We start from the raw sequence: 26284 nt of genomic DNA on the forward strand, positions 1-26284 counted from the left end.
GTGGATCCGATCCTCCTCATCGTGTTCCTGCCGCTGCTCGCGGCGGCGATCGCCGGGCTGGGCAACCGCGCGCTGGGCAATGTTCCGGCCAAGGCGGTGACCACGCTGGCGCTGTTCGCCGCTTGCGCGCTCAGCTGGCCGATTTTTATCAGCTTCGTTTCGGGCCACGCCGAACCACATGTGGTGCAGGTGCTGCACTGGGTCCGCTCGGGCAGCCTGTCGTTCGATTGGGCGCTGCGGGTTGATACCATGACCGCGGTGATGCTGGTGGTGGTGACGACCGTGTCGGCACTGGTCCACCTGTATAGCTGGGGCTACATGGACGAAGACCCGGATCAGCCGCGGTTCTTCGCCTATCTCAGCCTGTTCACTTTCGCCATGCTGATGCTGGTGACCGCCGACAACCTGGTCCAGATGTTCTTCGGCTGGGAAGGGGTGGGGCTCGCCTCGTACCTGCTGATCGGGTTCTGGTTCCGCAAACCGAGCGCCAGCGCCGCCGCGATCAAGGCCTTCGTGGTCAACCGCGTGGGCGATCTGGGCTTCATGCTGGGGATTTTCGGCACCTATCTGGTGTTCAACACCGTCTCGATCCCCGAAATCCTGGTCCGCGCGCCCAGCATGGCGGGTTCAACAATCCATTTCCTGGGCATGCAGTGGGATACGATGACGATCCTGTGCGTGCTGCTGTTCATCGGCGCGATGGGCAAGTCGGCGCAGCTGGGGCTCCACACCTGGTTGCCTGACGCGATGGAAGGGCCAACTCCGGTTTCCGCGCTGATCCACGCGGCGACCATGGTGACCGCGGGCGTGTTCATGGTTTGCCGCCTTTCACCGATGTTCGCAGTCAGCGAAACGGCGATGAACGTGGTGACCTATGTGGGCGCGGCAACGCTGTTCTTCGCGGCGACGATCGGCACGACGCAGTGGGATATAAAGCGGGTGATCGCCTATTCGACCTGTTCGCAGCTCGGCTATATGTTCGTCGCGGCAGGCGTTGGCGCACCGGGTGCGGCGATGTTCCACCTGTTCACTCACGCCTTCTTCAAGGCGCTGCTGTTCCTGGGCGCGGGCAGTGTGATCCATGCCATGCACCATGAACAGGACATGCGGTACTATGGCGGTCTCGCCAGGAAGATCCCGCTGACCTATGCCGCGATGATGGCGGGCACGCTGGCAATCACCGGGCTGGGGATTGTCGATGTGTTCGGCTTTGCGGGCTTCTATTCAAAGGATTCGATCCTCGAGGCTGCCTATGCCTCGGCCAGCGACAGCGGGCGGTTCGGGTTCTGGATGGGGATTACCGCCGCGTTGCTGACCAGCTTCTATTCGTGGCGGCTGATCTTCCTGACATTCCACGGCAAACCGCGCTGGGCGCAGAGCGAGCATGTGCAGCACGCCGTCCACGACGCGCACGGCCATGGGCATGACGATCACGGCCACGGCCACGCGCACCACGATGACGGCACTGCCGGCTATCACCCGCACGAAAGCCCGCTGCCAATGCTGATCCCGCTGGTAGTGCTGAGCCTTGGTGCGGTGTTTGCGGGCTGGGTCTTCAGCCACAGCTTCATCAGCGAAGGCGGCGGTGAATTCTGGAAGGGTTCGATCGCGTTCAGCGAAGAACTGATCCACCACATGCACGCCGTACCGACCTGGGTGAAGTGGGCGCCTTTCGGTGTCATGGCGCTTGGGCTGTTCACTGCCTGGTATGCCTATATCCGCAACCCCAGGCTGCCTGCCGCGTTCGTCGAGCAGTTCGGTGTGGTCCACCAATTTGTGTTCAACAAATGGTACTTCGACGAGCTCTACAACTTCCTGTTCGTGCGTCCCGCTTTCTGGCTGGGGGACAAGTTCTGGAAGTGGGGCGACATCGGCCTGATTGACCGGTTTGGTCCCAACGGCGCAGCCTGGGTGGTTGCCCAGGGCAGCCGCGCGGCCAAGGTCGTGCAATCGGGTTATCTTTACAGCTATGCGCTGGTCATGCTGCTCGGCCTAACGGCGGCAATCAGCTGGGTGATGGTGCACTGATATGTTGAATCACATCCTCTCGCTGATGCTGCTGGTGCCCCTGCTGGGCGCGGCCATCTGTCTGTTCGTTGATGCCAAGGCGGCGCGCACGGTTGCGCTGGCGGCTACGCTGATCGATTTCGCGCTCGGGATCGTGCTGTGGAACCAGTATGAAGTGGGCGGCCCGCGCTGGCAGTTTCAGGAAAGCGCGGAACTGTTCGCGGGCTTTTCGTGGAAGCTGGGGATCGATGGCATCGCGCTGATGCTGATCGAGCTGTCGGTGTTCCTGATGCCGATCTGCATCCTTGCCAGTGCCTCGATCAAAAAGCGTGTGGGCGAATACATGGCGGCGTTCCTGCTGATGGAAACGCTGATGATCGGTGTGTTTTCGGCGCAGGACCTGTACCTGTTCTACATCATGTTCGAAGCTGGCCTGATCCCGATGTACCTGATCATCGGCATCTGGGGCGGCGCGGACCGGATCTACGCCAGCTACAAATTTTTCCTCTACACCCTGCTCGGTTCGGTGCTGATGCTGATCGCGATGCTGTGGATGGTGCATGAAGCCGGGACGACCGACATCCCGACCCTGATGGAATACAATTTCCCGGTCGAAGCGCAGAAATGGCTGTGGCTCGCCTTCTTCGCCAGCTTTGCGGTGAAGATGCCGATGTGGCCGGTCCACACCTGGCTGCCCGATGCCCACGTGCAGGCACCCACGGCAGGTTCGGTGATTCTGGCGGGGGTGCTGCTGAAGATGGGCGGTTATGGCTTCATCCGCTTCAGCCTGCCGATGTTTCCTGAGGCAAGCGCGCACTTCGCCTGGCTGGTGTTCGCGCTGTCGATGATTGCGGTGGTGGTCACTTCGCTGATCGCGCTGGTCCAGCACGACATGAAGAAACTGATCGCCTATTCCTCGGTCGCGCATATGGCGATCGTTACGGTCGGCCTGTTCGCGTTCAACGTGCAGGGCCTTGAAGGCTCGATGATCGTGATGCTCAGCCACGGGCTGGTCTCGGGCGCGCTGTTCCTGTGCGTGGGCGTGATTTACGACCGGCTGCACACGCGTGAGATCGATCGCTACGGCGGCCTGTCGATCAACATGCCCAAGTATGCGCTGCTGTTCATGCTGTTCACCATGGCTTCGGTCGGCCTGCCCGGCACCAGTGGATTCGTGGGCGAATTCCTCAGCCTGGCGGGCATTTACCAGGTATCGAGCTGGGTGGCATTCGTCGCTGGCACCGGGGTGATCCTGGGCGCGGCCTATATGCTTTACCTCTATCGCCGCGTCGCGTTTGGAGAGCAAAAGAACGCCGATGCCGCCGCCATGACTGATCTGTCTGCGCGTGAAGTGCTGATGCTCGCGCCGATTGCAGCGGTAGTGCTGTGGATGGGCGTCTATCCTGAAAGCTTTCTCGCCCCGATGCGCCAGGACATTGCCACGCTCGATGCGCGGCTGTCGCAGGCCAAGCCTGAAGGCGATGCAAAATTGACGGCGGGCAAGCCCAAGGCTGCCGCCGCCCATGAAGAACCTGCGCAACATGGGGGGGCGCACTGATGGATTGGTCCCATTCCCTGCGCCTCGTTGCGCCTGAAGAACTGCTGAGTGTGGCCAGCCTGGTGCTGCTGCTTGGCGCGGCCTGGGCCAGGTGCGCCCGCGATGCCCGGGCGATTACCTGGCTCGCGGTTGCCACTCTGGCGGCTTGCGCCGTGATGGTGGCACCAACTGCATTTACTGCGGCGCGTGGGCCGGAAGTGCTGGCTTTTGGCGGGCTGTTCGCGGCAGATGCCTTTGCGGCTTATGCCAAGTTGCTGATCTATGCCGCGGCGGGTGCATCGCTGCTGGTCGCCCCGGCCTTTTTTGAAAAGCTGCGCGCCTACCGGCCGGAATATCCGGTGCTGGTGCTGTTGGCGGTTGCGGGCATGGGCATCATGGTTTCGGCCACCAACCTGCTAACGTTGTACATCGGCTTGGAGCTAAATTCGCTGGCCGCCTATGTCCTCGCCGCGTTCCTCAAGGACGATGATCGGTCGGCCGAAGCGGGCCTCAAATACTTTGTGCTCGGGGCGCTCGCCAGCGGGATACTGCTGTTCGGGATGAGCCTGACCTATGGTTTCACCGGCACCACCAGTTTCACCGGAATTGCAGCCGCGCTGCAAGGCGGGGTTTCAACCGGGGCGCTGTTTGGCGTAACCTTCGTGATGGCGGGTCTGGCCTTCAAGATCAGCGCCGTGCCGTTCCACATGTGGACGCCAGACGTCTATGAAGGCGCACCGACCCCGGTTACCCTGTTCTTCGCCTCTGCCCCCAAAGTGGCGGCGCTGGCGCTGACCATGCGGGTCACGCTTGATGCCTTTGGATCGCAGGTTGCGGCGTGGCAGCAGATCGTGATCGTCGCCGCGCTGGCTTCGATCGTGGTCGGCGCGCTGGGCGCGATCGGGCAGACCAATATCAAGCGGCTGCTGGCCTATTCCTCGATCAACAACGTCGGCTTCCTGCTGATTGGCCTGGCTGCCGCAACCCCGGCGGGTGCGGCGGGCATGCTGGTTTACCTGGCGATCTATGTCGCAATGACGGTGGGCGGTTTCGTTGCCGTGCTGATGCTGAAAGATGCGGCGGGCAATCAGGTTGAGCAGATCGCCGACATTGCCGGACTGTCCAGCCACCGCAAGGTCCTGTCTGCATGTCTTGCCATGATCATGTTCAGCCTTGCCGGGATCCCTCCGCTGTTCGGTTTCTGGGGCAAATTCGTGGTGTTCCAGGCTGCGGTCGATGCGGGGCTGCTTCCGCTCGCAGTGATCGGCATTGCCGCCAGCGTGATCGGTGCGTTCTATTACCTCAAGGTGGTCAAGGTGATGTACTTTGACGAACCGGTGATGAAGGTGACCGGGCAGAGCAACTGGATCCATCAGGCCCTGCTCGCCGCGTCGGCGCTGTTCATCTCGCCGGCGGGCTACCTGCTGACGAAGTGTCTGGGCGGACTGGCGGCTGCGGCTGTTGCTGCGCTGTTACACGCCGCTTGATCCAATACGTCGCCGCAACCGGATCGACCAATGCCGACCTGGCCGCCCGCGCGGCTGCCAGAGAGGCCTTGCGCGAAGGCGACTGGCTGGTTGCAGATCGCCAGAGCGCCGGGCGAGGACGGCAAGGTCGCGCCTGGTTTGACAGTTCGGGCAATTTCATGGGTTCGACCTGGGTAGAGCGCTGCGCGGGCGATCCGATGCCCGGAACGCTGGCTCTGGTCGCGGGTCTCGCGGTTTTTGAGGCGGTCACACCGCTGATTCCTCCGCCACAGCGCGCTATGCTGAAATGGCCCAACGATGTGCTGGTTGGCGGGGCCAAGCTCTGCGGAATTCTGCTCGAAGGCACGGGGCAGGGCGTGGTAGTCGGGATCGGGGTCAACCTTGCCCGGGCGCCGCAAGTCGAAGGGCGAGAGACGACCGCACTGTCCGCCTATGGTCCCGCGCCCGATCGCGATGCGTTTGCCGCAGTGCTGGCCCGTCAGTTCGAACTGGAACTGGAACGCTGGCGCACGTTCGGGCTTGAACCACTGGTGCGGCGCTGGACGGCTGCCGGCCATCCCGAAGGCACGCCGCTGCAGGTTGGAGAGCCCGGGGATGAACCGCTGCGGGGCACATTTGCCGGGCTAGCATCAGATGGGGCCTTGCAACTGCGCCTGACTGACGGCACCACCCTTGCCATCCACGCAGGCGAAGTCCGCCTCGCTGCTGATAATTGAGGATCACACCATGCTGCTCGCCGTCGATGTGGGGAACACCAACGTCGTCTTCGCGCTGTTCGAAGGCCGCACGATCAAGGCGCGCTGGCGGATCGCCACCGATCCGCGTCGCACCGGCGATGAATACGCCGTGTGGCTGATGCAGTTGCTCGAAATCGAAGGCTTCAGCCGCGACGTGGTGGACCAGATCATCATTTCCACCGTCGTCCCGCGCGCGCTGCACAATCTGGAAGTGCTGGCGGACAAATATTTCAAGGTGCCTGCCTTGGTCGCGGGGATCGCTCCGGTCGACTACGGCATGGAAATTGACGTGGACGAGCCGCGCTCGCTGGGTGCGGACCGCGCGGTCAATGCGATTGCAGCTCATGCCAAGTATCCGGGCGACCTGATCGTGGTCGATTTCGGCACGGCCACTACCTTTGACGTGATCGATTTCAACGGTGCCTACAAAGGCGGATCGATTGCCCCAGGGCTCAACCTCTCGCTCGACGCGCTGGTCGGCAACACTGCCAAGCTGCCCCGCATCGCGATTGAAAGTCCGCGTACCGACAGCGTGATTGGCCGCAACACCGAAGATCAGATGCTGATCGGGGTATTTTGGGGCTATGTTGCGATGATGGAAGGCCTGATCGCGCGGATGCGGGCCGAGATCGGCCGCCCGGCCAAAGTGATCGCCACCGGCGGACTTGCCATTCTGTTCCAGAAGCACACCAGCCTGTTCGACGCGGTTGATGCCGATTTGACGCTGGAAGGGATGGCTATCCTGGCGGAGAAGGCCCACAGGGCCTGACATGACGAAACCCGGCAAGGAATTATTGTTTTGCGCGCTCGGCGGCTCGGGCGAGATTGGCATGAATGTCAATCTCTACGGCTGCGAAGGCAAGTGGCTGATGGTCGATCTGGGGATGACCTTTGGCGCCAACGAATACCCCGGCACTGAACTGGTCTTCGCCGATCTCGATTTCATTGAGGAGCGCGTCAAGGACTTGATCGGGATCGTGCTGACCCACGGGCACGAGGATCACATCGGTGCTGTTCCCTATTTTGCCAAGGAACTGGGCGTACCGCTTTATGCCACCCCGTTCACAGCCAGGCTGGTCAGTGAAAAGCTGGTCGAGGCAGGGATCGCGGGCGAGGTTGAGCTGAAAGTCATCGATCACCTCGACAGTTTCCAGCTGGGACCGTTCGGCATCCGTTATGTCCCGCTGGCGCACTCGATTGCCGAGGGTAATGCGCTGGTGATCGAAACACCTTATGGCCGGATCTTCCATACCGGCGATTGGAAGCTTGATGACCGGCCGCTGGTGGGCACGCCTGCAACCACCGAGGAACTGACCGCGATCGGGGATCAGGGGGTGCTCGCGCTCGTCTGCGATTCGACCAATGTGTTCAATCCCGCCGCGTCCGGATCGGAAGGCGCGGTGCGCGATGCCTTGCTCGAAGAAGTGCGCCGTCACCATGGACGCCGGGTGCTGATCACCACGTTCGCTTCCAACGTTGCACGGTTGCAGACTCTGGCCGAAGTGGCCGAGGCGACACATCGGCGGCTTTGCATAGCAGGCCGCTCGCTTGACCGGATCATTCGCGCGGGCCAGGCCTCGGGCTATCTCAAGGATCTGCCGCAGACGGTTGATTTCGACACGGCGATGAACCTGCCGCGCGGCGAAGTGCTGATCGTTGCCACCGGCGGGCAGGGCGAACCGCGCGCGGCGCTGGCCCGGATTGCCGAAGGCAATCACCAGATCGCGCTGGAATCGGGCGACGTTGTGCTGTTCTCCAGCCGTCAGATCCCCGGCAATGAAGTCGCCATCGGGCGGATCCAGAACCGACTCGCCGGGCAAGATGTGGTGATCGTGACTGATCGGCAGGCAGAAATCCATGTCTCGGGCCACCCCGGGCGTCCCGAATTGCAGGCGCTCTACAGCTGGATTCGCCCGCAGATCCTGATGCCGGTCCACGGCGAAGTGCGGCATATGAAAGAGCAGGGCCGGCTCGGCAAGGCCAGCGGGATCAAACAGGTGGTGGTCCAGCAGAACGGCGATCTGGTGCGACTGGCGCCGGGCAAGCCTGGCAAGATCAGTGAAGTGCGGGCCGGACGCCTGGTGCTTGATGGCGACATCATCGTGCCCGCCGATGGCGAAGCGATGGTGATGCGCCGCCGTCTGGCTCACAACGGTTTTGTCGTGGTGGTGCTGGATGGCAAGGGCCGGGTTCAGGTTGAAGGGATCGGCCTGCCGCTGGACGAGGACTATGACGATTTCGCCGCCGAAGCGCGCGAGGATGTTGCGGCGGCGCTTGCCAAGCTGAAAGGCGGCCAGCGCCATGACCGCGAGGCGATTACCGAAGCCGCCCGGCTGGCCGCGCGGCGCGCCGCCAGTCGCTGGTCAGGCAAGAAGCCGCAGGTCCGCGTGATCCTGCCAGAGGTTTGAGCTGCGATGAAACTGACGTCGATGATCGCGATCTATGCCCTGTTCTGGGTAATGGCGGCGATTTTCCTGCTGCCCTTCGGCTTGCGCACACCGCACGAAGTTGGAGAAGAGCCGCAACGCGGCCATGCCAGCAGCGCCCCGATCAACTTCAATCCGCGCCGCATTGCCCGCCGCGCGACTGTTCTGGGGCTGGTGTTCTTCGCGCTCTATTACGCGAACTACATCAATGGCTGGATCACGACCGAAGATCTTGACGTGACGGCGTGGTTTCCTGGCCTGCTCGGAAAGTAGCTTAGAGCCTGATGAGATGAGATTGATCCAACCCCTGCGGGGCGGGCCAATCTAATGCCATCAGGTTCTAGCTGCGCAGCCGCTCGATCGCCTGGGCCAGTGCGACATAGAGCTTGCCCATATCCGACGATAGCAGCGTGACCCCCAGGGCATGGCCATCGCGTGTGGACAGCAGCTGACGCAGCATCGCTTCGAAATCGTGAATATAGCGGCTGACATGTTCGCGGAAATCGGCGTCGTTCTCATAAAGCTGGGAGACCGACCTGGCCTCTGGCGCCTCGAGCAGCTTGACCGCACGGCGTGTGAAGACCCCGCGATCACCACGCAGATAGCTGGCCCAGGCAGTGTCTGAAACCTCGCTGTCCATCGCTCGGGCAATATCGATGGCGTTCGAATTGAGCGATTCGGTGATCAGAGCGACGCGGCGGGCGAAATCATTGTCGACCTGTTCCTCGGCACGGCTGCGGGCGTGTTCGACCCGCCGTTCGAGGTGCCCGGCCAGTTCGCTGACTTTGGCCAACTGGTCACGCAGCTGGATCGCGGCTTCGCGGCTGACGCCAGAGGCATGGGCCGCCGCCTGTTCGAGTTGCCCGGCCGCTTCTGCGGCGCGGGCGTGCATCGCCTTGTCGATCGCCGCGCCGCTCGCCTCACCAATCCGCTCGGCAAGCGCGGTGATCGAGTTGGCACTCATCGCTTCCAGATCGCTCACGGCGGCGCTGGCCGCCCCGGTCAGCGATACTATCGCCGCTTTCAGCGCGCCCTGCGCATGTTCGGCGAGTTCTTCACTGTTGGTGCGGACGCTCTCCAGTTCGGTCCGCAACCGTTCCAGTTCGCCGCCATGTTCGCCCAACTGGCCGCCCAAGCGTTCATGCAAAATCGCAAGATCGCCCAATGCCCCGGTTAGCAGGGCCTGTCCCTGATCAAGATGCGCAGTCAGGCTGGCACCCTTGCCTTCGGCATCGACCATCGCCTGCTTTAATTCTGCGGTACGGGCTTCGATTTCGGCCAGCTTGGCTTCACTCACGGCCATGGCCTGGGGCAGGTCCTGGGTCGAATGCTGGACACTGGCCTGGATCAGTTCGAGCAGACGGACGCTATTGTCAGTCAGTTCGTTGACCGCCGTGTCAGTTCCCGCCAGCGCACCGCGGCTGAGTGTCAGCTTCTCGGTCAATTGCGCCAGACTGCGGGCGACGCCTTGCTCGACTGCTGTGGCGTGATCAGCGCTTTCTGCCATCCGGGTGGCAAATTGGCCAAGCTGCTCTGCGATGGTTTCGCTTTGCCCGGCAATTTGACGAGACTGCGCTTCATGCGCTTCGCGCCGCTCGGCAATCGCTGCGTCGAGTTCGGTCATCTGCCCGGCCAGCCGCTCTGCGAAAGCGGTGTGCTGCGCGGCGATTTCATCGCGGCGGCGGTTCATTTCCTCGGCAAACAGGCGGTCGCGCTCGATCATCCGGCTGTCAACGTCCTCCGCCTCCTGAGCCAGTGCGGACAAGCGGTTGCGCGCGGATTCAAGCGCCTTCTCGTCAATTTCGCCAACCTTGGCGATGGCATCGCGCAGCTGTTCTTCCAGCCGCCCGATCGACCCGCGCCAGGCGGTCAGCGCGCCTTCTTCGGCTTCACGCAGCGCGCGGCCGATGGTGGCGCCTTCATCCCGCACAGCGGAAAGCCGCGCGCGCAGCGAAGTGAGGCTTTCGGCTTCGTTGCCATCAAGCTGTTCACGGGCCGTGTTCAGCTCTTCGCCCAGAGCAGCGGCGCGGGCGCGGATTGCGGCCAGCACGGCCACTTCATCGCTGTCCAGGCGGGTGCGGAACTGTTCACCCTGATCCGCGAGCGCGGCAAAGCGCGCAGTTGCTATCCCATCGAGCTGCTCGGTCTGGCGGGTGAATTCACCAAGCGTGTTTTCGACCAACCCCTTGAGCGACAAGACTTGCCGCTCGCTCGCCTGGCCAAATTCGTTGAGCTTGTTGAAGCCCTGGATCATGTCTTCCAGTTGGGCATGGGCGGTGCGACCGGCGGTGGCGATATTGTTGGTGACGTCCTTGGCCGAATTGGCGATCACCGGCAGCTGTCCACGCAGCTTTTCCATGTTTTCCAATGCAGCAGTGCTGACATCGCCGATCGCATCGATCCGCAGGCCGTTGTCACGCACCAGACTGGCAAGCCGGTCCGCGTTCTCGCTCAGCCGTTCGCTGGCGACCCGGCCCAATGCTTCGAGATCGCGGGACTGGGCAGAGATGAATTCGCGCGCCAGGCTGAGTTCCTGGTTAACGGTGGTCAGCCGGGTTTCCAGCCGGGCGCTTTCATCGCCCAGCAGGCGTGCTGTTTCACCAAAGCGCTGCGCCTCGCGGCGGCTGTTGCGCAGGATGAGTTGCCACAGCACGCAGACCAGAAGCACCGGCATCGACCAGTCGCGGATCCACACAGTCCATTGTGCAGGTGTACCGCCGGTCGACATGTCCACCAGATTGACCGAGATGAACAGTGCACTCCACCCGATTACCGCCAGGATCGCCGCAGTTGCGCCTGCAATCAGCGCCCAAGGCCGACGCGGCGTGACGGCCGGTTCGTCCCACACTTCATCCAGTTCCAGCGCGCCATCCTCTTCCAAGGCGGCAAGCTGTTCTTCCGAAACGGGATTTTCCGTTTCTTCGGTTACGGCGACGATGCGGGTTCCCCTGGTCATGCGGTGTGGATAACACGGGGGATGCCTGTGGATAAACCCCCAGTTAACCAAATCGTCCTAAGGGATTGATTCATGGCATATGAAGCAGGAGCTCTCGACGCGACTCTGGCCGCTGCGGCGGGCGAGGACCCCGCGCTGTTTTCCGAACTGCGTCAGGCGTTTGGGGAAAGTGCGCTGCGCCAACTGGACCTGCTGCGGCGGTCACGCTGCGATGCCAATTGGCAGATGTCCGCCTTGCGGCTCAAAGGCTTGGCGGCAAGCTTTCATGCGGAACCTTTGATGCTGCTGGCTGATGAGGCGCTTGATGGCGCGCCGGGGGATCCATCGGTGATGCGCCGGATCCAACTTTACCTCGACGAGTTTCTCGCCGTTTAGGCCGTTTTGCCGCGCGGCTGCTTGGCAGCGACGCGCTGCTGCTCTAGAACCTGCGGCCCATCCCACGCGCGCGGAGAAAGACGCTGCGGGTCGCCCTGTTATCCACGCTTGAAACTGTTCCCGGCAGTTCCGCGCCGCGCGCGCTGCTGCGCGTCGGCGGGATTAGCGTGCTTTCGCAGCAACTGCGACTGGCGCTGGCGCTGGATTGCGAACGGGTCATCTGCCTGGGCAATGCCATCACACCTGAACTGCTCGCCATGCAGCACCAGGCCGAAACGGCCGGAGCCAGCTTTCACCTGATTGCCGGACCACGTGCATTGGGCGGACTGGTGACCGCGACCGACGAGGTCATTGCCCTCGACGATGGCTTGCTGGCCTTGCCGTCGGAACTGGCGACACTGTTGGGGCAAGGGCAGGGAGTGCTGGTCCAGCCGATCGAGCAAGGACTGGAAGCAGGGTTTGAACGGATCGATCTGAACCACGCCAGCGCCGGGGCAATGCGCATTCCGGGGCGGTTGGTGGAACGGTTGGCCGAACTTCCGCCGGATTGCGATACGATTTCCGCCCTCCAGCGCATTGCCTTGCAAGCCGGGGTCAGCCAGCGGCCTATCCCTGGCCCCGGACAGCGCGGCCCGGTGTGGGCGCTGATCCGGCAGGAAGCTGATGCGCAGTCGCTTGAGCCCTTGTGGATTCGCCTGCGCACCAGGCAGGATCGGCCGATTGGTCCGTCGCGCTGGCTTGCTCTGGCCGGGGTCCGACAATTCGGCCCGGCGTTGCTCCACGCCGGCAGCGGCAGCACCATCCTGGCGATTGGCGCGGCCTTGCTGGCCTTGCTGGGGATCGGCTCCGGCTGGTTTGAAGCCACGGCACTGGGGCTGGGCTTCTGCGCTTTTGGTTGGGTGATGCGGCAATCGGCCGCTTTCCTGTCGCTGATCGAAAGCGACGATGTGCGCGGATTGCGGCATTTTCTGCGCAGTGAAACGGCCTATGGCTGGATGCTGGATGCCATCATGGTAATCCTGATCGGCTGGGGTGCTGGCGGGGCAATTCCGCTGATCAGCTATGAACGTTACTTCCCGGCGCTGATGCTGGTCGCTTTGCTGCGGATTCTGCCGCGCAATCTGGGCGCGCAATGGGGGGCATGGCTGGAAGACCGTGCTTTGCTGGCCGTGCTGATGCTGATTGCGATGCTGGCGGGCCTGGGCCGCGAAGCGGCACTGGCGGGCGCGCTGTTATTGGCGCTGGCCGGAATTGTTCTGCCGGGCCGTGAATTTCGACTAACGCGACCTTAACCAAGCAGGCGTAAGGCTGCCTCCCATGAACGAGAATGCTGCCCAGGCCCTGACACAGGTTCCGGTCGAAACGGTCATGCGCGATGAACTTGCGCATGGCGATGCCTTGCTTGGCACGATCGCGCCGATCCTGCGTCACTTGCTTGCCAATGACGATCATTCGCTGTTTAGCGACGAGATCATTGCCCGCGTGCGCGGTATGATGGACGATCTTGCGCGCCAGTTGCTCGATGCGCTGGCTGTCGCGGGCGGACTGGACGGTGATGGCCAATATCCCGCAGAGCAGCGCGAGGCGCTGATTGAGGCTTTCGTGGCCCATCCCGGCCTGCTGGCCCATGCCCACGCTCTGGCGTTGGAATGGCAGTTGACCGAACGGCTTGAGGCTCGGCTCAGCCTGGATCCGGTCCTTTCACCGCTGCTTCAGGCGCTGATTGCATCGCCTGACGCAGGGATGGCGGCGACGGCAATGGCGCTGCTGGCGGCGCAGGCGCGTTATGTCCAGTGCCAGCGTCGCATGCAGTTGCCGCTCGCGGAATTGCCGGGCGACCTGCTCCACGCCGCGCTGCGCACGCTCTATGCTGCGGCGGCTGGTCGGGATGATCTGGCCTCCGCAGCCGAAACCGCGATTCGCGCGAACTATGCCGAGGCACGCGGACGGTTGGGGTTGATCGCTCGGCTGATCACCGGAATGGGTGGCGGGGCCACGGCGGCACTGGCAGTAACCCATGGCGGGGTAGCGATGTTCCTTTCCGCCATGGCGCTTGCGTCCGGGCAGGAACGCGATCTGGCCGTGCTGGCGACCAACGAAGGCCAGTTGGCCCGATTGGCCCTGGCATTGCGCGCGTCCGGCATGAAGCCGCAGGGCGTGGAAGAACAATTCGTCGCGCTCCATCCCGATGTCGCATTGCCCGAAGGGTTCGAACAGCTCGGTTCGGATCACGCCGCGGCACTGCTGGCCCGATCGGCGGCAGTCGTCGGCGCTTAAGGCATGACCACACAAGGTTCCCCCCTGGCCCGCGCCGAAATCGACGCGGCTGACCGCATGGTCAGCGCGGAGGAGCCGCTGTCGGGCCTGCAATTGCGCTGTGGGGGAGAAATTCCGGGCGTGATTGCGACGCCCGCTTTGCTTGATCTGGTGCGTAAGGCGCGCAGCTATGGTCTCAAATTGGGGCGGGCCATGCGCGCGAGCGACGGGCAGGATGCGATTACGGCCTGGCTGGAAATCGAGCCGCAGGCAGATGGGGCCTGTCAGGTTACCTTGCGCAGCTGGCAGGCCGCGCCGCTGCCACCCGAAGATGTCGCCGCAATCGGTGAACGCCGCGCCGCGATTGACCGCACTCTGGCTGAACTGACTGCCCGGCTGGATGCTGCGCAACTGCTGTTGTCAGTCGATTGCTCGGCAGCTGACCTGCAGGATGCCGCTGCCCGGATGCGTGCCGGGCTGGGCCAACCCTGGACTGACTTCGTGACGATCGAAGGCAACGCTCACCGCCAGCCATTGCACTGGCGGCTGCTTGATGGAGCAGTGGTCAGGATTGCCGGTTCAGACCGATCCTGGCGGGCCAGCCTGTTCCCCCAGATCGTGCCGGGCGCTGAACCTGCCGGGTTTGAGCTGTGCCTGACTGCAGACACGCCGCTGGCAGCGCGTGAAACCCCCGCAAGCGCAGTGCTTCCCGCCAATGTCATGCCCCAGAACGGCCCTGGCCTGGTCGGGCGCGATATTGCGCCGGTCCTGCGCCAACCGATCGCCCGGATTATCGCCAACGCTGAAACGATCCGCACCCGATTGGCCGGGCCACTGGCTGATGAATACAGCCAGTACGCTGCCGATATTGCCGCAGCGGGGCAGCACCTGCTTTCGCTGGTTGAGGATCTGGCCGATCTGGAAGTGGTCGAATCCGAAGAGTTCAATACCGCGCCCGATCGCATCGACCTTGCCGATGTGGCCCGCCGCGCTGCCGGAATTCTGGGGGTTCGGGCACAGGAACGCGGGATCGGGATAGATGCTCCGAAACCGGGTGAGCATTTGCCCGCAATCGCGGAATTCCGCCGAGTGCTGCAGATTCTGCTGAATCTGGTTGGCAACGCTATTCGCTATGCGCCGGACAATTCGCAGGTCTGGATCCGGCTGGAAGATGCCGGCACCCGCGCCCGACTGGTCGTGGCCGATCAGGGGCCTGGGCTCTCGCTGGAGCAACAAGCCAAGGTGTTCGAAAAATTCGAGCGGCTGGGCCGCAGCGGCGAAGACGGTGGATCGGGGCTGGGGCTTTACATTTCGCGGCGGCTGGCACGCGCGATGGGGGGCGATCTGTCGATCGAAAGCGCACCGGGACAAGGCGCGCGCTTTATCCTGGATGTCCCGGCAGACCTGCTGGCCTCCCGGCCAACCACCGCTCAGCAGGCAGAGCCCGATCAGCCCGAAAGCTGAATTGCACAACGGCCCGCCCGCCGGCTTTGGGCCGGACAGGCGGATCGTTCAAATTCAGCGCTTGTCGATGCTGACGTAATTGCGCTGCGTTGGCCCGGTGTAGAGCTGGCGCGGACGGCCGATCTTCTGGCCAGGATCGCTGATCATCTCGTTCCACTGCGCCACCCAGCCGACAGTGCGGGCAAGGGCGAACAGCACGGTGAACATGTCGGTCGGGAAACCGATCGCCGACAGGATGATTCCCGAATAGAAATCGACGTTGGGGAACAGCTTCTTGTCGATGAAATACGGATCGTTGAGCGCCAGATGTTCCAGCTCCAGCGCGGTCTCGAACAGCGGGTCGTTGACTTTCAGCGCATCGAACACTTCGCGCACGGTCTGCTGCATCACGGTCGCGCGGGGATCGTAGTTTTTGTAGACGCGATGACCAAAGCCCATCAGGCGGAACGGATCATTCTTGTCCTTGGCGCGCGCGATGTAGTGCGGAATCTTGTCCGGCGTGCCGATTTCCTTGAGCATGTTGAGCGCAGCTTCGTTCGCGCCGCCATGCGCCGGACCCCACAGACAGGCGATCCCCGCCGCGATGCAGGCAAACGGGTTCGCGCCCGAAGAACCGGCCAGGCGCACGGTGCTGGTCGAGGCGTTTTGTTCGTGATCGGCGTGGAGGATGAAGATCCGGTCCATCGCCTTTTCCACGGCCGGAACGACTTCATATTCCTCGGCTGGGACGCCGAAGGTCATCTTGAGGAAGTTGCCGGTGTAGCTGAGCTTGTTGTCCGGATAGACGAATGGCTGACCGACCGAATACTTGTAGGCCATCGCCGCAATCGTCGGCATCTTGGCGACCAGGCGGTGGCTGGCAATCTTGCGCTGCAGCGGATCGGAAATGTCGGTCGAATCGTGATAGAACGCCGAAAGCGCGCCAACCACACCGCACATGATCGCCATCGGGTGAGCATCGCGGCGGAACCCGCGGTAGAACGTGGTCAGCTGTTCGTGCACCATGGTGTGGCGAGTGATGGTGCGGCTGAAATCGGCCAGTTCATCTTTGCTCGGCAATTCGCCGTTGAGCAGCAGATAGCTGACTTCCATGAAGCTGGAATTTTCTGCCAGCTGTCCGATCGGATAACCGCGGTGGAGCAGCACGCCTTCATCGCCATCGATATAGGTCAGCGCGCTTTCGCAGCTGGCGGTGCTGGTAAAGCCCGGATCATACGTGAACATGCCGGTTTCGGCATAGAGCTTGCGGATGTCGACCACATCGGGGCCGACGCTGCCCGACAGCACGGGATAGCCGAATTCACCGCTTCCGGTGCTCACCTTAACCTGATTGCCCACCCTACTTACTCCTGACAAAGAGTCTGCCTTCAAGCGGAACGCGCCTGCGCGGCAATCCGCGCGAGGCTTTCGTCCCGCCCCAGCAGAACCAGCACATCGAATATACCCGGGGAAGTTGTTTGCCCGGTTAGCGCGGCCCTAAGGGGTTGCGCAAGCTTTCCAAGCCCGAGTCCGAGCTCTTCCGCCATTGATTTGAGACTTACTTCCAGTCCGTCGCTTGTCCAGCCGGTTTCGGCACCGATCCGGGCGTGAATTTGCGAAAGCAGCGCCCGCGCATCGTCGGTCAGCAGAGCTTCGGCCTTGGGTTCGATCGTCAGCGGTCGCTGTGCGAACAGGAACGCTGCCCCGGCGGCGAGTTCGTCCAGATCCTTGGCGCGGACTTTCATGACGGGCATGGCGCGGGTCAGCAGGTCCAGATCGACCGATCCGGCCATCCGCACCGCGACGAGCACTGCCAGCCGCGCATCATCCGCCTCGCGCAAATAGTGCCCGTTCAGGTTCAGCAGCTTGGCCAGGTCAAACCGCGACGGGCTTTTCCCGACATGGGCAATGTCGAACCACTGAGTCGCCTGTTCGCGGCTGATGATCTCGTCATCGCCGTGGCCCCAGCCGAGCCTGAGGAGGTAGTTGAACATCGCTTCCGGGAGCAGGCCAAGTTCGTCGCGATAGGCATCAACCCCCAAGGCACCATGGCGTTTGGACAGCTTGGCCCCGTCATGCCCGTGGATCAGCGGCACGTGGGCATAAACCGGATCGGGCCAGCCACCCTCAACCCCATGCATGGCGCGGATAATCACCAATTGGCGGAAGGCGTTGTTGAGGTGGTCGTCGCCGCGGATCACGTGGGTCACGCCCATATCGTGATCGTCCACCACCACGGCCAGCATATAGGTCGGCGTGCCGTCTGAACGGAGCAGGACGAAATCATCAAGCTCCGCATGGTTCACCGTAACCTCTCCCTGGACTTCGTCCTGGATCGTGGTTTCGCCTTCGCGCGGGGCCTTGATCCGCACTACATAGGGCTGGCCTTCGGGCCAGGTCGCAGGATCGGCTTCGCGCCATTCGCTGTCGAGCCGGAAGGTCCGGCGTTCTGCCTGGGCAGCTTCGCGGCGGGTCTGCAGTTCCTCGCTGGTCAGGTAACAGCGATAGGCGTGACCGGAATCCAGCAATTTGTGCGCCACTTCGGCGTGCCGATCGGACCGGGCAAACTGAAATGTTGCGGGTTCATCGCCCATCAGGCCAAGCCATTCCAGCCCGTCAAAGATCGCCGCAATTGCCGGTTCGGTCGAACGCGCGCGGTCCGTATCTTCGATCCGCAGCAGGTACTTGCCGCCGTGGTGGCGGGCATAGAGCCAGTTGAACAGTGCGGTGCGCGCGCCGCCGATGTGGAGAAAGCCGGTCGGCGATGGGGCAAAGCGCGTTACGACGTCGCGGCCCGTTGCCGCTGCTCCGCCTGTCACGCTGCCACTTGCCATTCGCCGATCCATCCTGTTCTTGTGTCGCCATGGCCAACAGCGCGCCACCGCCCGTGCCCATGGACAGTACCTCGCTGTCTGGCGCTGCACTGCAACATGGCCATTGGCGCAACCGCAGGCTGTTGGCAAGCGGCCTTGCGCGGTTGGAACACTTCCTTGAACACGCCGGGTTTGACCGGGCCCCCTGGCTGGTGGTGGCCTTTGCCGCCGGGATCGCCGCCTGGTTCACGCTGGACAATCCGGGACAGTGGATATTCTTCCTGACCGGGGCGGGCGGACTGGCCGGACTGAGCCTGGTTCTGCTGCGCGAACAAGGCCGGTTTCCCTATCTGCGCCAGGCCTGCGCAGCACTGTCCCTGGCTGCATTGCTGGGCTGCGGGCTGGTCTGGACCAAGTCCGCGCTGGTCGGCGTCCGCTCCATTGATCGGCCCCTGGTGGCCATGATCAATGGTAAGGTGCTGGAACGGGTCGATCAGCCCGCCGATCACCGGGTGCGACTGTTGCTGGCCACGCGTGAACCGGTGAGCGGGCGGGCGATCCGCGCGCGGGTCAATCTCGATGTCGATGATGATCTGATTGGTCTGGTCGAAGGTGCCGAAGTGCGATTGCGTGTGCGGTTGATGCCGCCCGCCGCGCCAATGCTGCCGGGAGGTTATGACTTTGCCCGAGTCGCCTGGTTTGGCGGGATAGCGGCGACTGGATCCGTGCTGGGCAAGGTTACCTTGGTGCGCCCTGGCGAGGATGGAGGCAGCTTGGGGCAAGCGCAGCGTGCGCTGTCGCGGCATGTCCGGGCCAATCTGGATGGATCGCCCGGCACGCTGGCGGCTGCCTTTGCCAGCGGTGACCGCGGCGCGATTGCCCCTGCGGATGAGGAAGCGATGCGCAATGCCGGCCTGACGCATCTGTTGTCGATCAGCGGCTTGCATGTCAGCGCGGTGATTGCGGCGGTCTATGCGCTGGCGGGGCGGTTGTTCGCCTTGTGGCCGTGGCTCGCCTTGCGCGTGCGGGTGCCGTTGCTGGCGGCCGCGACGGGGGCACTGGCGGGGATTGGTTATACCCTGCTCACCGGGGCCGAAGTGCCGACGGTGCGGTCCTGCATCGGCGCCATGCTGGTCTTGCTGGCGCTGGTGCTGGGGCGGGAGGCATTGAGCATGCGGATGGTGGCGACCGGAGCCTTCCTGGTTCTGGTGTTCTGGCCCGAAGCGCTGGTCGGGCCAAGTTTTCAGATGAGCTTCGCCGCAGTGATCGCAATCATCGCTGTCCACGGATCAGGGCCGGTCCGTGCGTTCCTGGCCCCGCGAGAGGAAGGCTGGCTTGTGCGACAGGGACGCAATCTGGCCATGCTGCTGCTGACCGGAGTGGTGATCGAACTGGCACTGATGCCGATCGGCCTGTTCCATTTTCATCAGGCTGGGGTCTATGGCGCGCTCGCCAACGTGATTGCAATCCCGCTGACAACGGTGGCATCGATGCCGCTGATTGCTCTGGCCTTGCTGTTTGACCTGGCCGGGATCGGGGCACCGTTCTGGTGGCTCGCGGGCAAGTCGCTCGAACTGCTGCTCGCACTTGCGCATTGGACGGCGGCGATGCCGGGCGCCGTTACAACCATGCCGGCCATGGGGCAGGGGGCGTTCCTGCTGTTCGTGTCCGGTGGGCTATGGCTGGCGCTGTGGTCTGGCCGGGTCCGCTTGCTGGGACTTGCCCCGGCGCTGATCGGTGCGGCTTCACTCGCCAGCTTGCGAGCGCCGGATCTGTTGATTTCGGGCGATGGACGGCATGTCGGGATCGGGGGCGAGGGGCAGGAACTGCTGGTCCTGCGCCCGGCGCGCGCGGGTTTTGCACTCGAAAGTCTGACCGAACTTGCAGGCATGAGCGGGGGTGTGCGGGTGCTGGATGAATGGCCCGGGGCCCAGTGTAATCACGATTTCTGCGCGATCCGGCTGCGTCGCGGCGAGCGGGACTGGCAATTGCTGCTGTCGCGTGGCTCGGACTTGATCCCCGAACGGGATCTGGCGGCGGCTTGTGAGCGAGCCGATCTGGTGATCTCTGACCGTTTCTTGCCGCGGTCTTGCCGCCCGCGCTGGCTCAAGGCGGATCGCCGCTATCTTGAGCGCAGTGGCGGGCTGGCGATCGATCTGGAACACGGCAAGCTGACAAGCGTAGCGCAAGGTCAGGGCGAGCACGGCTGGTGGAAGCGGCCTGAACCTCGCCCCTTCAAGCAGCGCAGCCTTGGCTCAAGAAACAACGCAGCGTCCGCAACCGAGGCTGCGGACGCTGCGATTGTCAACGCGCCAGATCGGCGCAAACCGGATCAGTGATAGCGCCGTAGCAGCCCGGCCAGCTTGCCCTGAACCACCACTTCGCGCGGATCATAGATTTGCGGTTCGTAGGCCGAGTTGGCCGGATCGAGCCGGACCCGCCCGCTTTCACGGCGCAGGTACTTGAGCGTCGCTTCCTCACCCCGAACCAGCGCGACCACGATTTCGCCGTCGCGGGCGCTGTCGGTGCGGCGGATCAGGGCATAGTCGCCATCGAGGATTCCGGCTTCGATCATCGAATCCCCGGATACTTCCAGCGCATAGTGTTCGCCCGCGCCAAGCAGCGCGGCAGGGACGGGGAGCGTGGCACCCGTTTCCAGCGCCTCAATCGGGACACCGGCGGCGATGCGGCCGTGGAGCGGGATTTCGATCACGTCATTGGCCGGAGCAGGCTTGGCTTCCGGCGGGCGGACCACGGCGGCAGCAGCGCTGTTGGCATTGGCGGCGCGGACCGGGGCCTTGGTTCCGACATCTTCAGGCTGGCGCAGCACTTCCAGTGCGCGGGCGCGGTTGGGCAGGCGGCGGATGAAACCGCGTTCCTCCAGCGCGGAGATCAAGCGGTGAACGCCCGACTTCGATTTGAGATCCAATGCCTCCTTCATTTCCTCAAACGAGGGACTGACCCCCGAATCTTCAAGGCGGGTCTGGATGAAGCGGATCAATTCGTGCTGTTTGCGGGTCAGCATGCCGGGGTCACTCCCTACCAAAGGTCACAGGAACAACCGAACGATGTTCCTGTGCCGTTCAGTGAACGAATGCGGAACAATTAAGCAACCTTTCGAATCGCGTCAAGCAATTCCGCCATTTTCGATCAGATAAACCGGCACAGGCGTTCCGGCGGCCAATTCCGGCGCCCTGGCCGGGCGATCGATCAGGGCATTGCTGTGGGCGAGGGTGGAAAGCGCACCGCTGTCCTGGTTAAGCCGGGTTGTGACCGTTCGGCCATCCCAGCAGGCTCTGGCAAACTCGCGCCTGTCCCCGCCTGCGGCGAGGTTTTCGGCGCTTGGAATAAGGGCGGCGCGGGGCAGGGGTTCCGCTGCGCCCAACAGGGCCTTGAGCAGGGGCAACAAGAACAGGAATGCCGTGACATGGCTTGATACCGGGTTGCCTGGGAGGCCCACCACCAGCTTCTGCCCTTTGCGCGCAATCAGCAGTGGCTTTCCCGGCTTGATCGCGACTTTCCAGAATTCGAGTGTCGCGCCCCAGCTTTCCAGTGCGGGACGAATCAGGTCATGATCGCCAACTGATGCGCCGCCGCTGGTGACGATCACATCGGCGTCCTCAAAGGCGTCCAGAGCTTCGACAAGCGCGCCGAGACTATCCGGTACAGGCCCGATCCGCCGCACTTCACCGCACCAGGGTGCGGTCATGGCGGCGAGCATTGCGCCATTGCTTGCCGGGATCTGATGCAATCCGCACCGCCCCGGATCGGCGGCCAGTTCATCGCCGCTGTCAATTACCGCTAATCTGACCTTGCGGCGGACCGGCGCCAGTTGCTGACCGGCAGACAGCACCAGAGCGACCTGCGCCGGGCCGATCCGTGCGCCGATGGGAAGCAATTCGGCACCTTCGGCAAAGTCATTGCCGCAGTGGCGGATATGTTTGCCGAGCGGAACGGGCGGAGAGCCGGTGAGGGTCAGCAGCTCACCAGCTCGCGCCGCATCCTCTTGCATCAGCACCATGTCGGCGCCGCCTGGCATCAGTGCTCCGGTGGAAATCCGCACTGCCTGACCCGGACCGACCAGGCCCGCATAAGGGTGCCCGGCCGCGCTTTCGCCGATTACTTGCCACGGCCCGGGCAAGTCGGCACCGCGCAAGGCATAGCCATCCATTGCCGAAAGGTCGGCCGCAGGCTGCGTGCGCCGGGCTACCAGCGGTTCCGCAAGGTACCGGCCAAGCGCTTCGCCAACCGGCACCCGTTCAATCGGCAGCGGCCTTGCCATGGCGAGCAGGCGGGCCTGGGCTTCTTCCAGTGGAAGCGGCGCGGCCATCAGGCTGGGGCCTGCCAGTGTCCGGATTTGCCTCCGCGCTTTTCAAGCAGTCTGACGCCGCCGATCACCATGCCCTTGTCCACCGCCTTGGCCATGTCATAAATCGTCAGCAGCGCGATCGAGACGGCGGTCATGGCTTCCATTTCCACCCCGGTCCGCCCGGTCAGGCTGGCGGTGGCGCGCACTTCAACACCGGCATCGGTCAGGGTGAAATCGAGCGTCACCGCATCGAGCGCGAGCGGATGGCACAGCGGGATCAGCTCGGCGGTCTTCTTCGCCGCCATGATCCCGGCGATCCGGGCAGCGGCAAGGACGTCGCCTTTGGGCACCGCGCCATCGCGCACCGCTGCCAGGGCCTGTTCCGACATGGCAATCTGCCCGCTGGCAATGGCGACGCGCTGTGTTTCAGCCTTGCCGCCGACATCGACCATCCGGGCGTGGCCCTGCGAATCGAGGTGAGTCAGTTCATTCATCTTGTGCCCCCGAAAGCTGTACAGGTTGACACGGTTGACACTGTCCAAAGCGCAAAGTTCGGACCCGGTTTCAAAGCTGTTTCAAGGGTGCAGGCAGCAGGCGGGAAAAGCGCGGAAATCAGGGTCATGCGCCCCTTTTGCCAGATGTCGGCAATGTAGGACAGAGGCAATTCGATGCGGGCTGGAGCTAGCCGGGAAAGCGCTTTTGCGCGCTCGCATCAAACCGCCCCCGCATCACTTCGGCAACCAGCTTGTTGTAGTAGGCATCGACGATCAGCCCCTGGAAATAGGCATCGTCGAGGTTGAGGTTGCGCTTGTTCTGCTTGTACCAGTCGGTCGCTTTCAGATCCGCGACCACGGCCTTGTGCAGCGGCGAACCCTTGAACTTGTTGTCGGCCAGGGCCTGAAAATCAGGCTGCTGCATGTGGTGGCTGTACTGGTTGAACAGCACGTCCTCCGGCGGTGAGAACAGCGCGAATTTGACTTCCGATATGCTTGCCCAGGCCACCGTGAACTCACCGATCTCGCTGCGTTCCTCATCGGTCCAGTCATGCTGCGTCTGGCATTCGGACAGCACTTTGCCGAATTCGGCATAGGCCTTGTCGCGCCGCGCCTTGATCATGGCCGGGGTAATCACCGGGGGCTTCTTGCCCGCCTGGATGTCCTGCAGGGTCATGTCGTTCTTGGGATTATAGCGGACACTGATAGTGTCGAGCGTCAGGTCCAGCTGGCTGTACCGCACCGTCTTGTCAGGATTGCGCGTCTTTTTACCCGGGCAGAACACGCTGAGCTGGTGTTCCGAGGCTGTTTTGGCCTGAATCGGTACGGCGCTGATCAGGGCGAGAGTGGACAGCGTGAAACCAAGCGCGAACCGGACCATAATGTTACCACCCCATCGTTGTGATGGAGCCTTAGCGGATCAGGCCGCGCCAGGCTTGGACGAACGCGGCAGGTTCAGCCGTTAAGCAAGGCCCGCGTAGCAGCCTCAACATCGCCTTGTCGCATCAGGCTTTCCCCGACGAGGAAGCAGCGCACACCCTCCTGTTCCAGCCGGAGCAGGTCAGCATGGCTGCCCAACCCGCTTTCGCTGACCAGCAGAGTGCCTTCCGGCGCAAGGCCGACCAGCCGTTCGGTCGTGCCAAGATCGGTGACAAAGCGCTTGAGATCGCGGTTGTTGACCCCGATCAGGCGGCTGCTCAGCCGCGCGGCGCGCTCCATCTCGGCCTCGTTGTGAACTTCGACCAGCACGTCCATCCCGCGTTCGATCGCGGCGGCTTCGATTTCGGCCATGACGCCATCTTCCAGCGCGGCAACGATGATCAGGATCGCATCGGCCCCGATTGCGCGGGCTTCGGCGACTTGCCAGGGATCGACCATGAAGTCCTTGCGCAGCACCGGCAGGTCACAGGCGGCGCGGGCTTCGATCAGATAGTCCTCGTGCCCCTGGAAATAAGGCGCGTCGGTCAGCACCGAGAGGCAGGCCGCGCCGCCGGCCTGATAGGCGCGGGCGTGATCGGCCGGGTGGAAATCAGGGCGGATCAGGCCCTTGCTGGGGCTGGCCTTCTTGATTTCGGCAATCAGGCCAAAGCCGGTGGCGACCTTGGCCTCAAGCGCGCGGCGGAAGCCCCGCGGGGCGCTTTGCGCGGCGGCGCGGGCATCGAGATCGGCCAGGCTGGCGAGCGGCTTGCGCTGCGCCACTTCCTGACGCTTGGTATCGCAGATTTCGGCGAGTTTGTCGGTCATTTCGTAGTCTCGATCCAGCAATCCAGCAGCGCCTTGGCCAGCCCCTTGTCGAGCGCTTCGGCAGCTTCCTCGACGCCTTCCAGCCAGTCCTCTACTTGCCCCGCCACCAGCAAGGCAGCGGCGGAATTGAGCAGGACGGCATCGCGGTAAGCGCCAGTTTCGCCCTGGAGCAAGCGGCGCAAAGCATCGGCATTGAACGCCGCATCGCCGCCGCGCAGATCGGCCAGATCGTGCGAGGGCAGCCCGGCGTCTTCGGGGCGCACTTCGGTCAGGAAACCGGGCAGGCCGATCCCCGCGACATAGCTGGTCCCTGCGATCGACAATTCGTCGAGCCCTTCCGCGCCCGAGACGATCAGCGCGGCTTCGGTATCAAGCAGCAGCATCGCTTCGCGGTAGAGCGCGATCAGACCGGGGTGTGAGACGCCGACCAGCTGGCGCGTTACCCCGGCAGGATTGGCCAGCGGTCCAAGCAGGTTGAAGATCGTGCGGCGCCCCAGCGTCTTGCGGATCGGCGCGATCCGGCCAAGCGCGGGATGGTGGGCCTGTGCGAACAGGAATGCGATGCCAAGGTCCGACAGCGTCGTCTCGGCCATTTCGGAGGCGCGGGCAAGGTTGAGCCCCAGCGCTTCCAGCGTATCCGCGCCGCCCGCCTTGCTGCTGGCCGCGCGGTTGCCGTGCTTGGCCACCGGCACATCGCAGGCTGCAACCACCAGCGCGACAGCGGTCGAGACGTTGAGGCTGTGTTGGCCGTCACCCCCGGTACCGCAAACGTCGATTGCGCCGTGGGGCGCGCTCACCCGCTTCATTCGGGCGCGCATCGCCCGCACCGCTCCGGCCACTTCGGCGGCGGTTTCGCCGCGGTCGGCGAGTTCGATCAGGGTGGCGGCGATAGCGTCATCGGCCATCTCGCCGTCCAGCATCCGGGCGAAGAGGTGTTCGGATTCGGACAGGGACAGGGTCATCTGGAAATCCTCCCCCGCTGGAGGAGGTGGCAGCGCGCAGCGCTGACGGAGGGGGCATGCGGAGAGGCGATCATACCCCCTCCGTCAGCCCTTGCAGGGCTGCCACCTCCCCCAAGGGGGGAGGATTGGACGTGCCCGTGCTCACGCGATTTCCCTTGCCTCGATCCCGCAAATCTCGAGGAAGTTGGCCAGCATCGCATGGCCGTGTTCGGTGGCGATGCTTTCCGGATGGAACTGGACTCCGTGGATCGGCAGCGTTGCATGGCGCACGCCCATGACGTGTTCGTCATCGCTGGTGGCGTTGACCACCAGACTGTCGGGAATATCTTGGACGATCAGCGAGTGATAGCGGGTGGCGATGAACGGGCTGGGCAGGCCTTTGAACAGGCCGGTGCCGTCATGGCTGACCGGCGAAACCTTGCCATGCATAAGCCCGCCGCGAACCACGCTACCGCCGAAATACTGGCCGATCGACTGGTGGCCCAGGCACACGCCAAGCAGCGGCTTGCCCGCATCGGCGCAGGCCCCGACCAGATCAAGGCTGACCCCGGCTTCGTTGGGCGTGCAGGGGCCGGGCGAGATCAGATAGCCCTGCGCCCCGGTGGACAGCGCCTGCCCGGCGGACATGGCATCATTGCGCACCACTTCCACCTCGGCACCCAGTTCCATCAGATAATGGACCAGGTTCCAGGTAAAGCTGTCATAATTGTCGATGACGAGGATCATGGCCGCGCCATAG

At 63.5% G+C, this 26284-nt stretch carries 22 protein-coding genes; 12 read left to right on the forward strand and 10 right to left on the reverse strand.

Features of this window, described 5'->3' with window-relative positions:
• The 7 genes from nuoL to MNBBLIKP_RS13815 are packed head-to-tail and all read left to right on the forward strand — an operon-like array spanning position 1 to position 8467.
• A complete protein-coding gene (gene nuoL / locus MNBBLIKP_RS13785; protein WP_088310825.1) occupies positions 1-2028 on the forward strand; it encodes an NADH-quinone oxidoreductase subunit L in 2028 nt (675 codons plus the stop codon).
• A 1-nt stretch (position 2029) separates the two neighbouring features.
• Positions 2030-3565: an NADH-quinone oxidoreductase subunit M gene (locus MNBBLIKP_RS13790; RefSeq protein WP_088310826.1), complete on the forward strand. Its 1536-nt coding sequence runs from the start codon at positions 2030-2032 to the stop codon at positions 3563-3565.
• Positions 3565-5031 (forward strand): NADH-quinone oxidoreductase subunit NuoN, encoded by a 1467-nt coding sequence (nuoN, locus tag MNBBLIKP_RS13795; RefSeq protein ID WP_088310827.1) that lies wholly within the window; start codon positions 3565-3567, stop codon positions 5029-5031. Before MNBBLIKP_RS13790 ends, nuoN begins: the two co-directional genes overlap by 1 nt.
• Positions 5028-5747 (forward strand): biotin--[acetyl-CoA-carboxylase] ligase, encoded by a 720-nt coding sequence (locus MNBBLIKP_RS13800; protein WP_088310828.1) that lies wholly within the window; start codon positions 5028-5030, stop codon positions 5745-5747. The genes nuoN and MNBBLIKP_RS13800 overlap by 4 nt, the downstream gene beginning before the upstream one ends.
• A gap of 10 nt (positions 5748-5757) precedes the next feature.
• Positions 5758-6537, forward strand: coding sequence for a type III pantothenate kinase (locus tag MNBBLIKP_RS13805; protein WP_088310829.1), 780 nt, complete (start codon positions 5758-5760; stop codon positions 6535-6537).
• A gap of 1 nt (position 6538) precedes the next feature.
• Positions 6539-8176, forward strand: a complete 1638-nt coding sequence (locus MNBBLIKP_RS13810; protein ID WP_088310830.1) for a ribonuclease J — start codon at positions 6539-6541, stop codon at positions 8174-8176.
• A gap of 6 nt (positions 8177-8182) precedes the next feature.
• On the forward strand, positions 8183-8467 hold the full coding sequence (locus MNBBLIKP_RS13815) for a DUF1467 family protein (protein WP_088310831.1): 285 nt from the start codon (positions 8183-8185) through the stop codon (positions 8465-8467).
• Between the two features lie 67 nt (positions 8468-8534).
• Here the strand turns inward: MNBBLIKP_RS13815 and MNBBLIKP_RS13820 are convergent, their stop codons facing one another.
• Positions 8535-11150, reverse strand: coding sequence for an ATPase (locus tag MNBBLIKP_RS13820; RefSeq protein ID WP_088310832.1), 2616 nt, complete (start codon positions 11148-11150; stop codon positions 8535-8537).
• A 72-nt stretch (positions 11151-11222) separates the two neighbouring features.
• Here MNBBLIKP_RS13820 and MNBBLIKP_RS13825 point away from each other — a divergent pair, with 72 nt between their 5' ends.
• The 4 genes from MNBBLIKP_RS13825 (at position 11223) to MNBBLIKP_RS13840 (ending at position 15245) form a co-directional block, all read left to right on the forward strand.
• Positions 11223-11525, forward strand: coding sequence for an Hpt domain-containing protein (locus tag MNBBLIKP_RS13825; RefSeq protein WP_088310833.1), 303 nt, complete (start codon positions 11223-11225; stop codon positions 11523-11525).
• 167 nt (positions 11526-11692) lie between these two features.
• A complete protein-coding gene (locus MNBBLIKP_RS13830; protein WP_088310834.1) occupies positions 11693-12817 on the forward strand; it encodes a hypothetical protein in 1125 nt (374 codons plus the stop codon).
• A 25-nt stretch (positions 12818-12842) separates the two neighbouring features.
• On the forward strand, positions 12843-13802 hold the full coding sequence (locus MNBBLIKP_RS13835) for a hypothetical protein (RefSeq protein ID WP_088310835.1): 960 nt from the start codon (positions 12843-12845) through the stop codon (positions 13800-13802).
• 3 nt (positions 13803-13805) lie between these two features.
• Complete coding sequence (locus MNBBLIKP_RS13840; RefSeq protein ID WP_088310836.1) at positions 13806-15245, forward strand: sensor histidine kinase; 1440 nt, start codon at positions 13806-13808, stop codon at positions 15243-15245.
• Positions 15246-15299: 54 nt separating this feature from the next.
• Here MNBBLIKP_RS13840 and MNBBLIKP_RS13845 read toward each other — a convergent pair whose 3' ends face one another.
• Together MNBBLIKP_RS13845 and gltX are read right to left on the reverse strand one after the other, a co-directional pair.
• Positions 15300-16583 carry a citrate synthase gene (locus MNBBLIKP_RS13845; protein ID WP_088310837.1) on the reverse strand — a complete coding sequence of 428 codons (1284 nt, stop codon included), beginning with the start codon at positions 16581-16583 and terminating at the stop codon, positions 15300-15302.
• Positions 16584-16612: 29 nt separating this feature from the next.
• Entirely contained in the window at positions 16613-18058 is a 1446-nt protein-coding gene (gene gltX, locus MNBBLIKP_RS13850; protein WP_088310838.1) for a glutamate--tRNA ligase, read from the reverse strand.
• Positions 18059-18087: 29 nt separating this feature from the next.
• Between gltX and MNBBLIKP_RS13855 the strand changes: the two genes are divergently transcribed.
• The gene (locus MNBBLIKP_RS13855) at positions 18088-20376 is read left to right on the forward strand and encodes a ComEC/Rec2 family competence protein (protein ID WP_088310839.1); all 2289 of its coding nucleotides are present in this window, start codon (positions 18088-18090) and stop codon (positions 20374-20376) included.
• On the opposite strand, the gene lexA is transcribed toward MNBBLIKP_RS13855, so the two are convergent.
• From lexA to MNBBLIKP_RS13890, 7 genes are all read right to left on the reverse strand, one after another.
• On the reverse strand, positions 20370-21062 hold the full coding sequence (gene lexA / locus MNBBLIKP_RS13860; RefSeq protein WP_088310840.1) for a transcriptional repressor LexA: 693 nt from the start codon (positions 21060-21062) through the stop codon (positions 20370-20372). The genes MNBBLIKP_RS13855 and lexA overlap by 7 nt on opposite strands.
• A gap of 102 nt (positions 21063-21164) precedes the next feature.
• Positions 21165-22367, reverse strand: a complete 1203-nt coding sequence (locus tag MNBBLIKP_RS13865; RefSeq protein ID WP_176399779.1) for a molybdopterin molybdotransferase MoeA — start codon at positions 22365-22367, stop codon at positions 21165-21167.
• Positions 22367-22840, reverse strand: a complete 474-nt coding sequence (gene moaC / locus MNBBLIKP_RS13870) for a cyclic pyranopterin monophosphate synthase MoaC (RefSeq protein WP_088310937.1) — start codon at positions 22838-22840, stop codon at positions 22367-22369. Before moaC ends, MNBBLIKP_RS13865 begins: the two co-directional genes overlap by 1 nt.
• Before the next feature lie 187 nt (positions 22841-23027).
• The gene (locus MNBBLIKP_RS13875; RefSeq protein ID WP_088310842.1) at positions 23028-23720 is read right to left on the reverse strand and encodes a hypothetical protein; all 693 of its coding nucleotides are present in this window, start codon (positions 23718-23720) and stop codon (positions 23028-23030) included.
• A gap of 74 nt (positions 23721-23794) precedes the next feature.
• Positions 23795-24583 carry an indole-3-glycerol phosphate synthase TrpC gene (gene trpC, locus MNBBLIKP_RS13880; RefSeq protein ID WP_088310843.1) on the reverse strand — a complete coding sequence of 263 codons (789 nt, stop codon included), beginning with the start codon at positions 24581-24583 and terminating at the stop codon, positions 23795-23797.
• The gene (trpD, locus tag MNBBLIKP_RS13885) at positions 24580-25545 is read right to left on the reverse strand and encodes an anthranilate phosphoribosyltransferase (protein ID WP_088310844.1); all 966 of its coding nucleotides are present in this window, start codon (positions 25543-25545) and stop codon (positions 24580-24582) included. The genes trpC and trpD overlap by 4 nt, the downstream gene beginning before the upstream one ends.
• Positions 25546-25686: 141 nt before the next feature.
• Positions 25687-26271 carry an anthranilate synthase component II gene (locus tag MNBBLIKP_RS13890; protein WP_088310845.1) on the reverse strand — a complete coding sequence of 195 codons (585 nt, stop codon included), beginning with the start codon at positions 26269-26271 and terminating at the stop codon, positions 25687-25689.
• Positions 26272-26284 lie beyond the last annotated feature (13 nt).

This window comes from Novosphingobium sp. B 225 (assembly GCF_002198665.1).
GTDB lineage: Bacteria > Pseudomonadota > Alphaproteobacteria > Sphingomonadales > Sphingomonadaceae > Novosphingobium.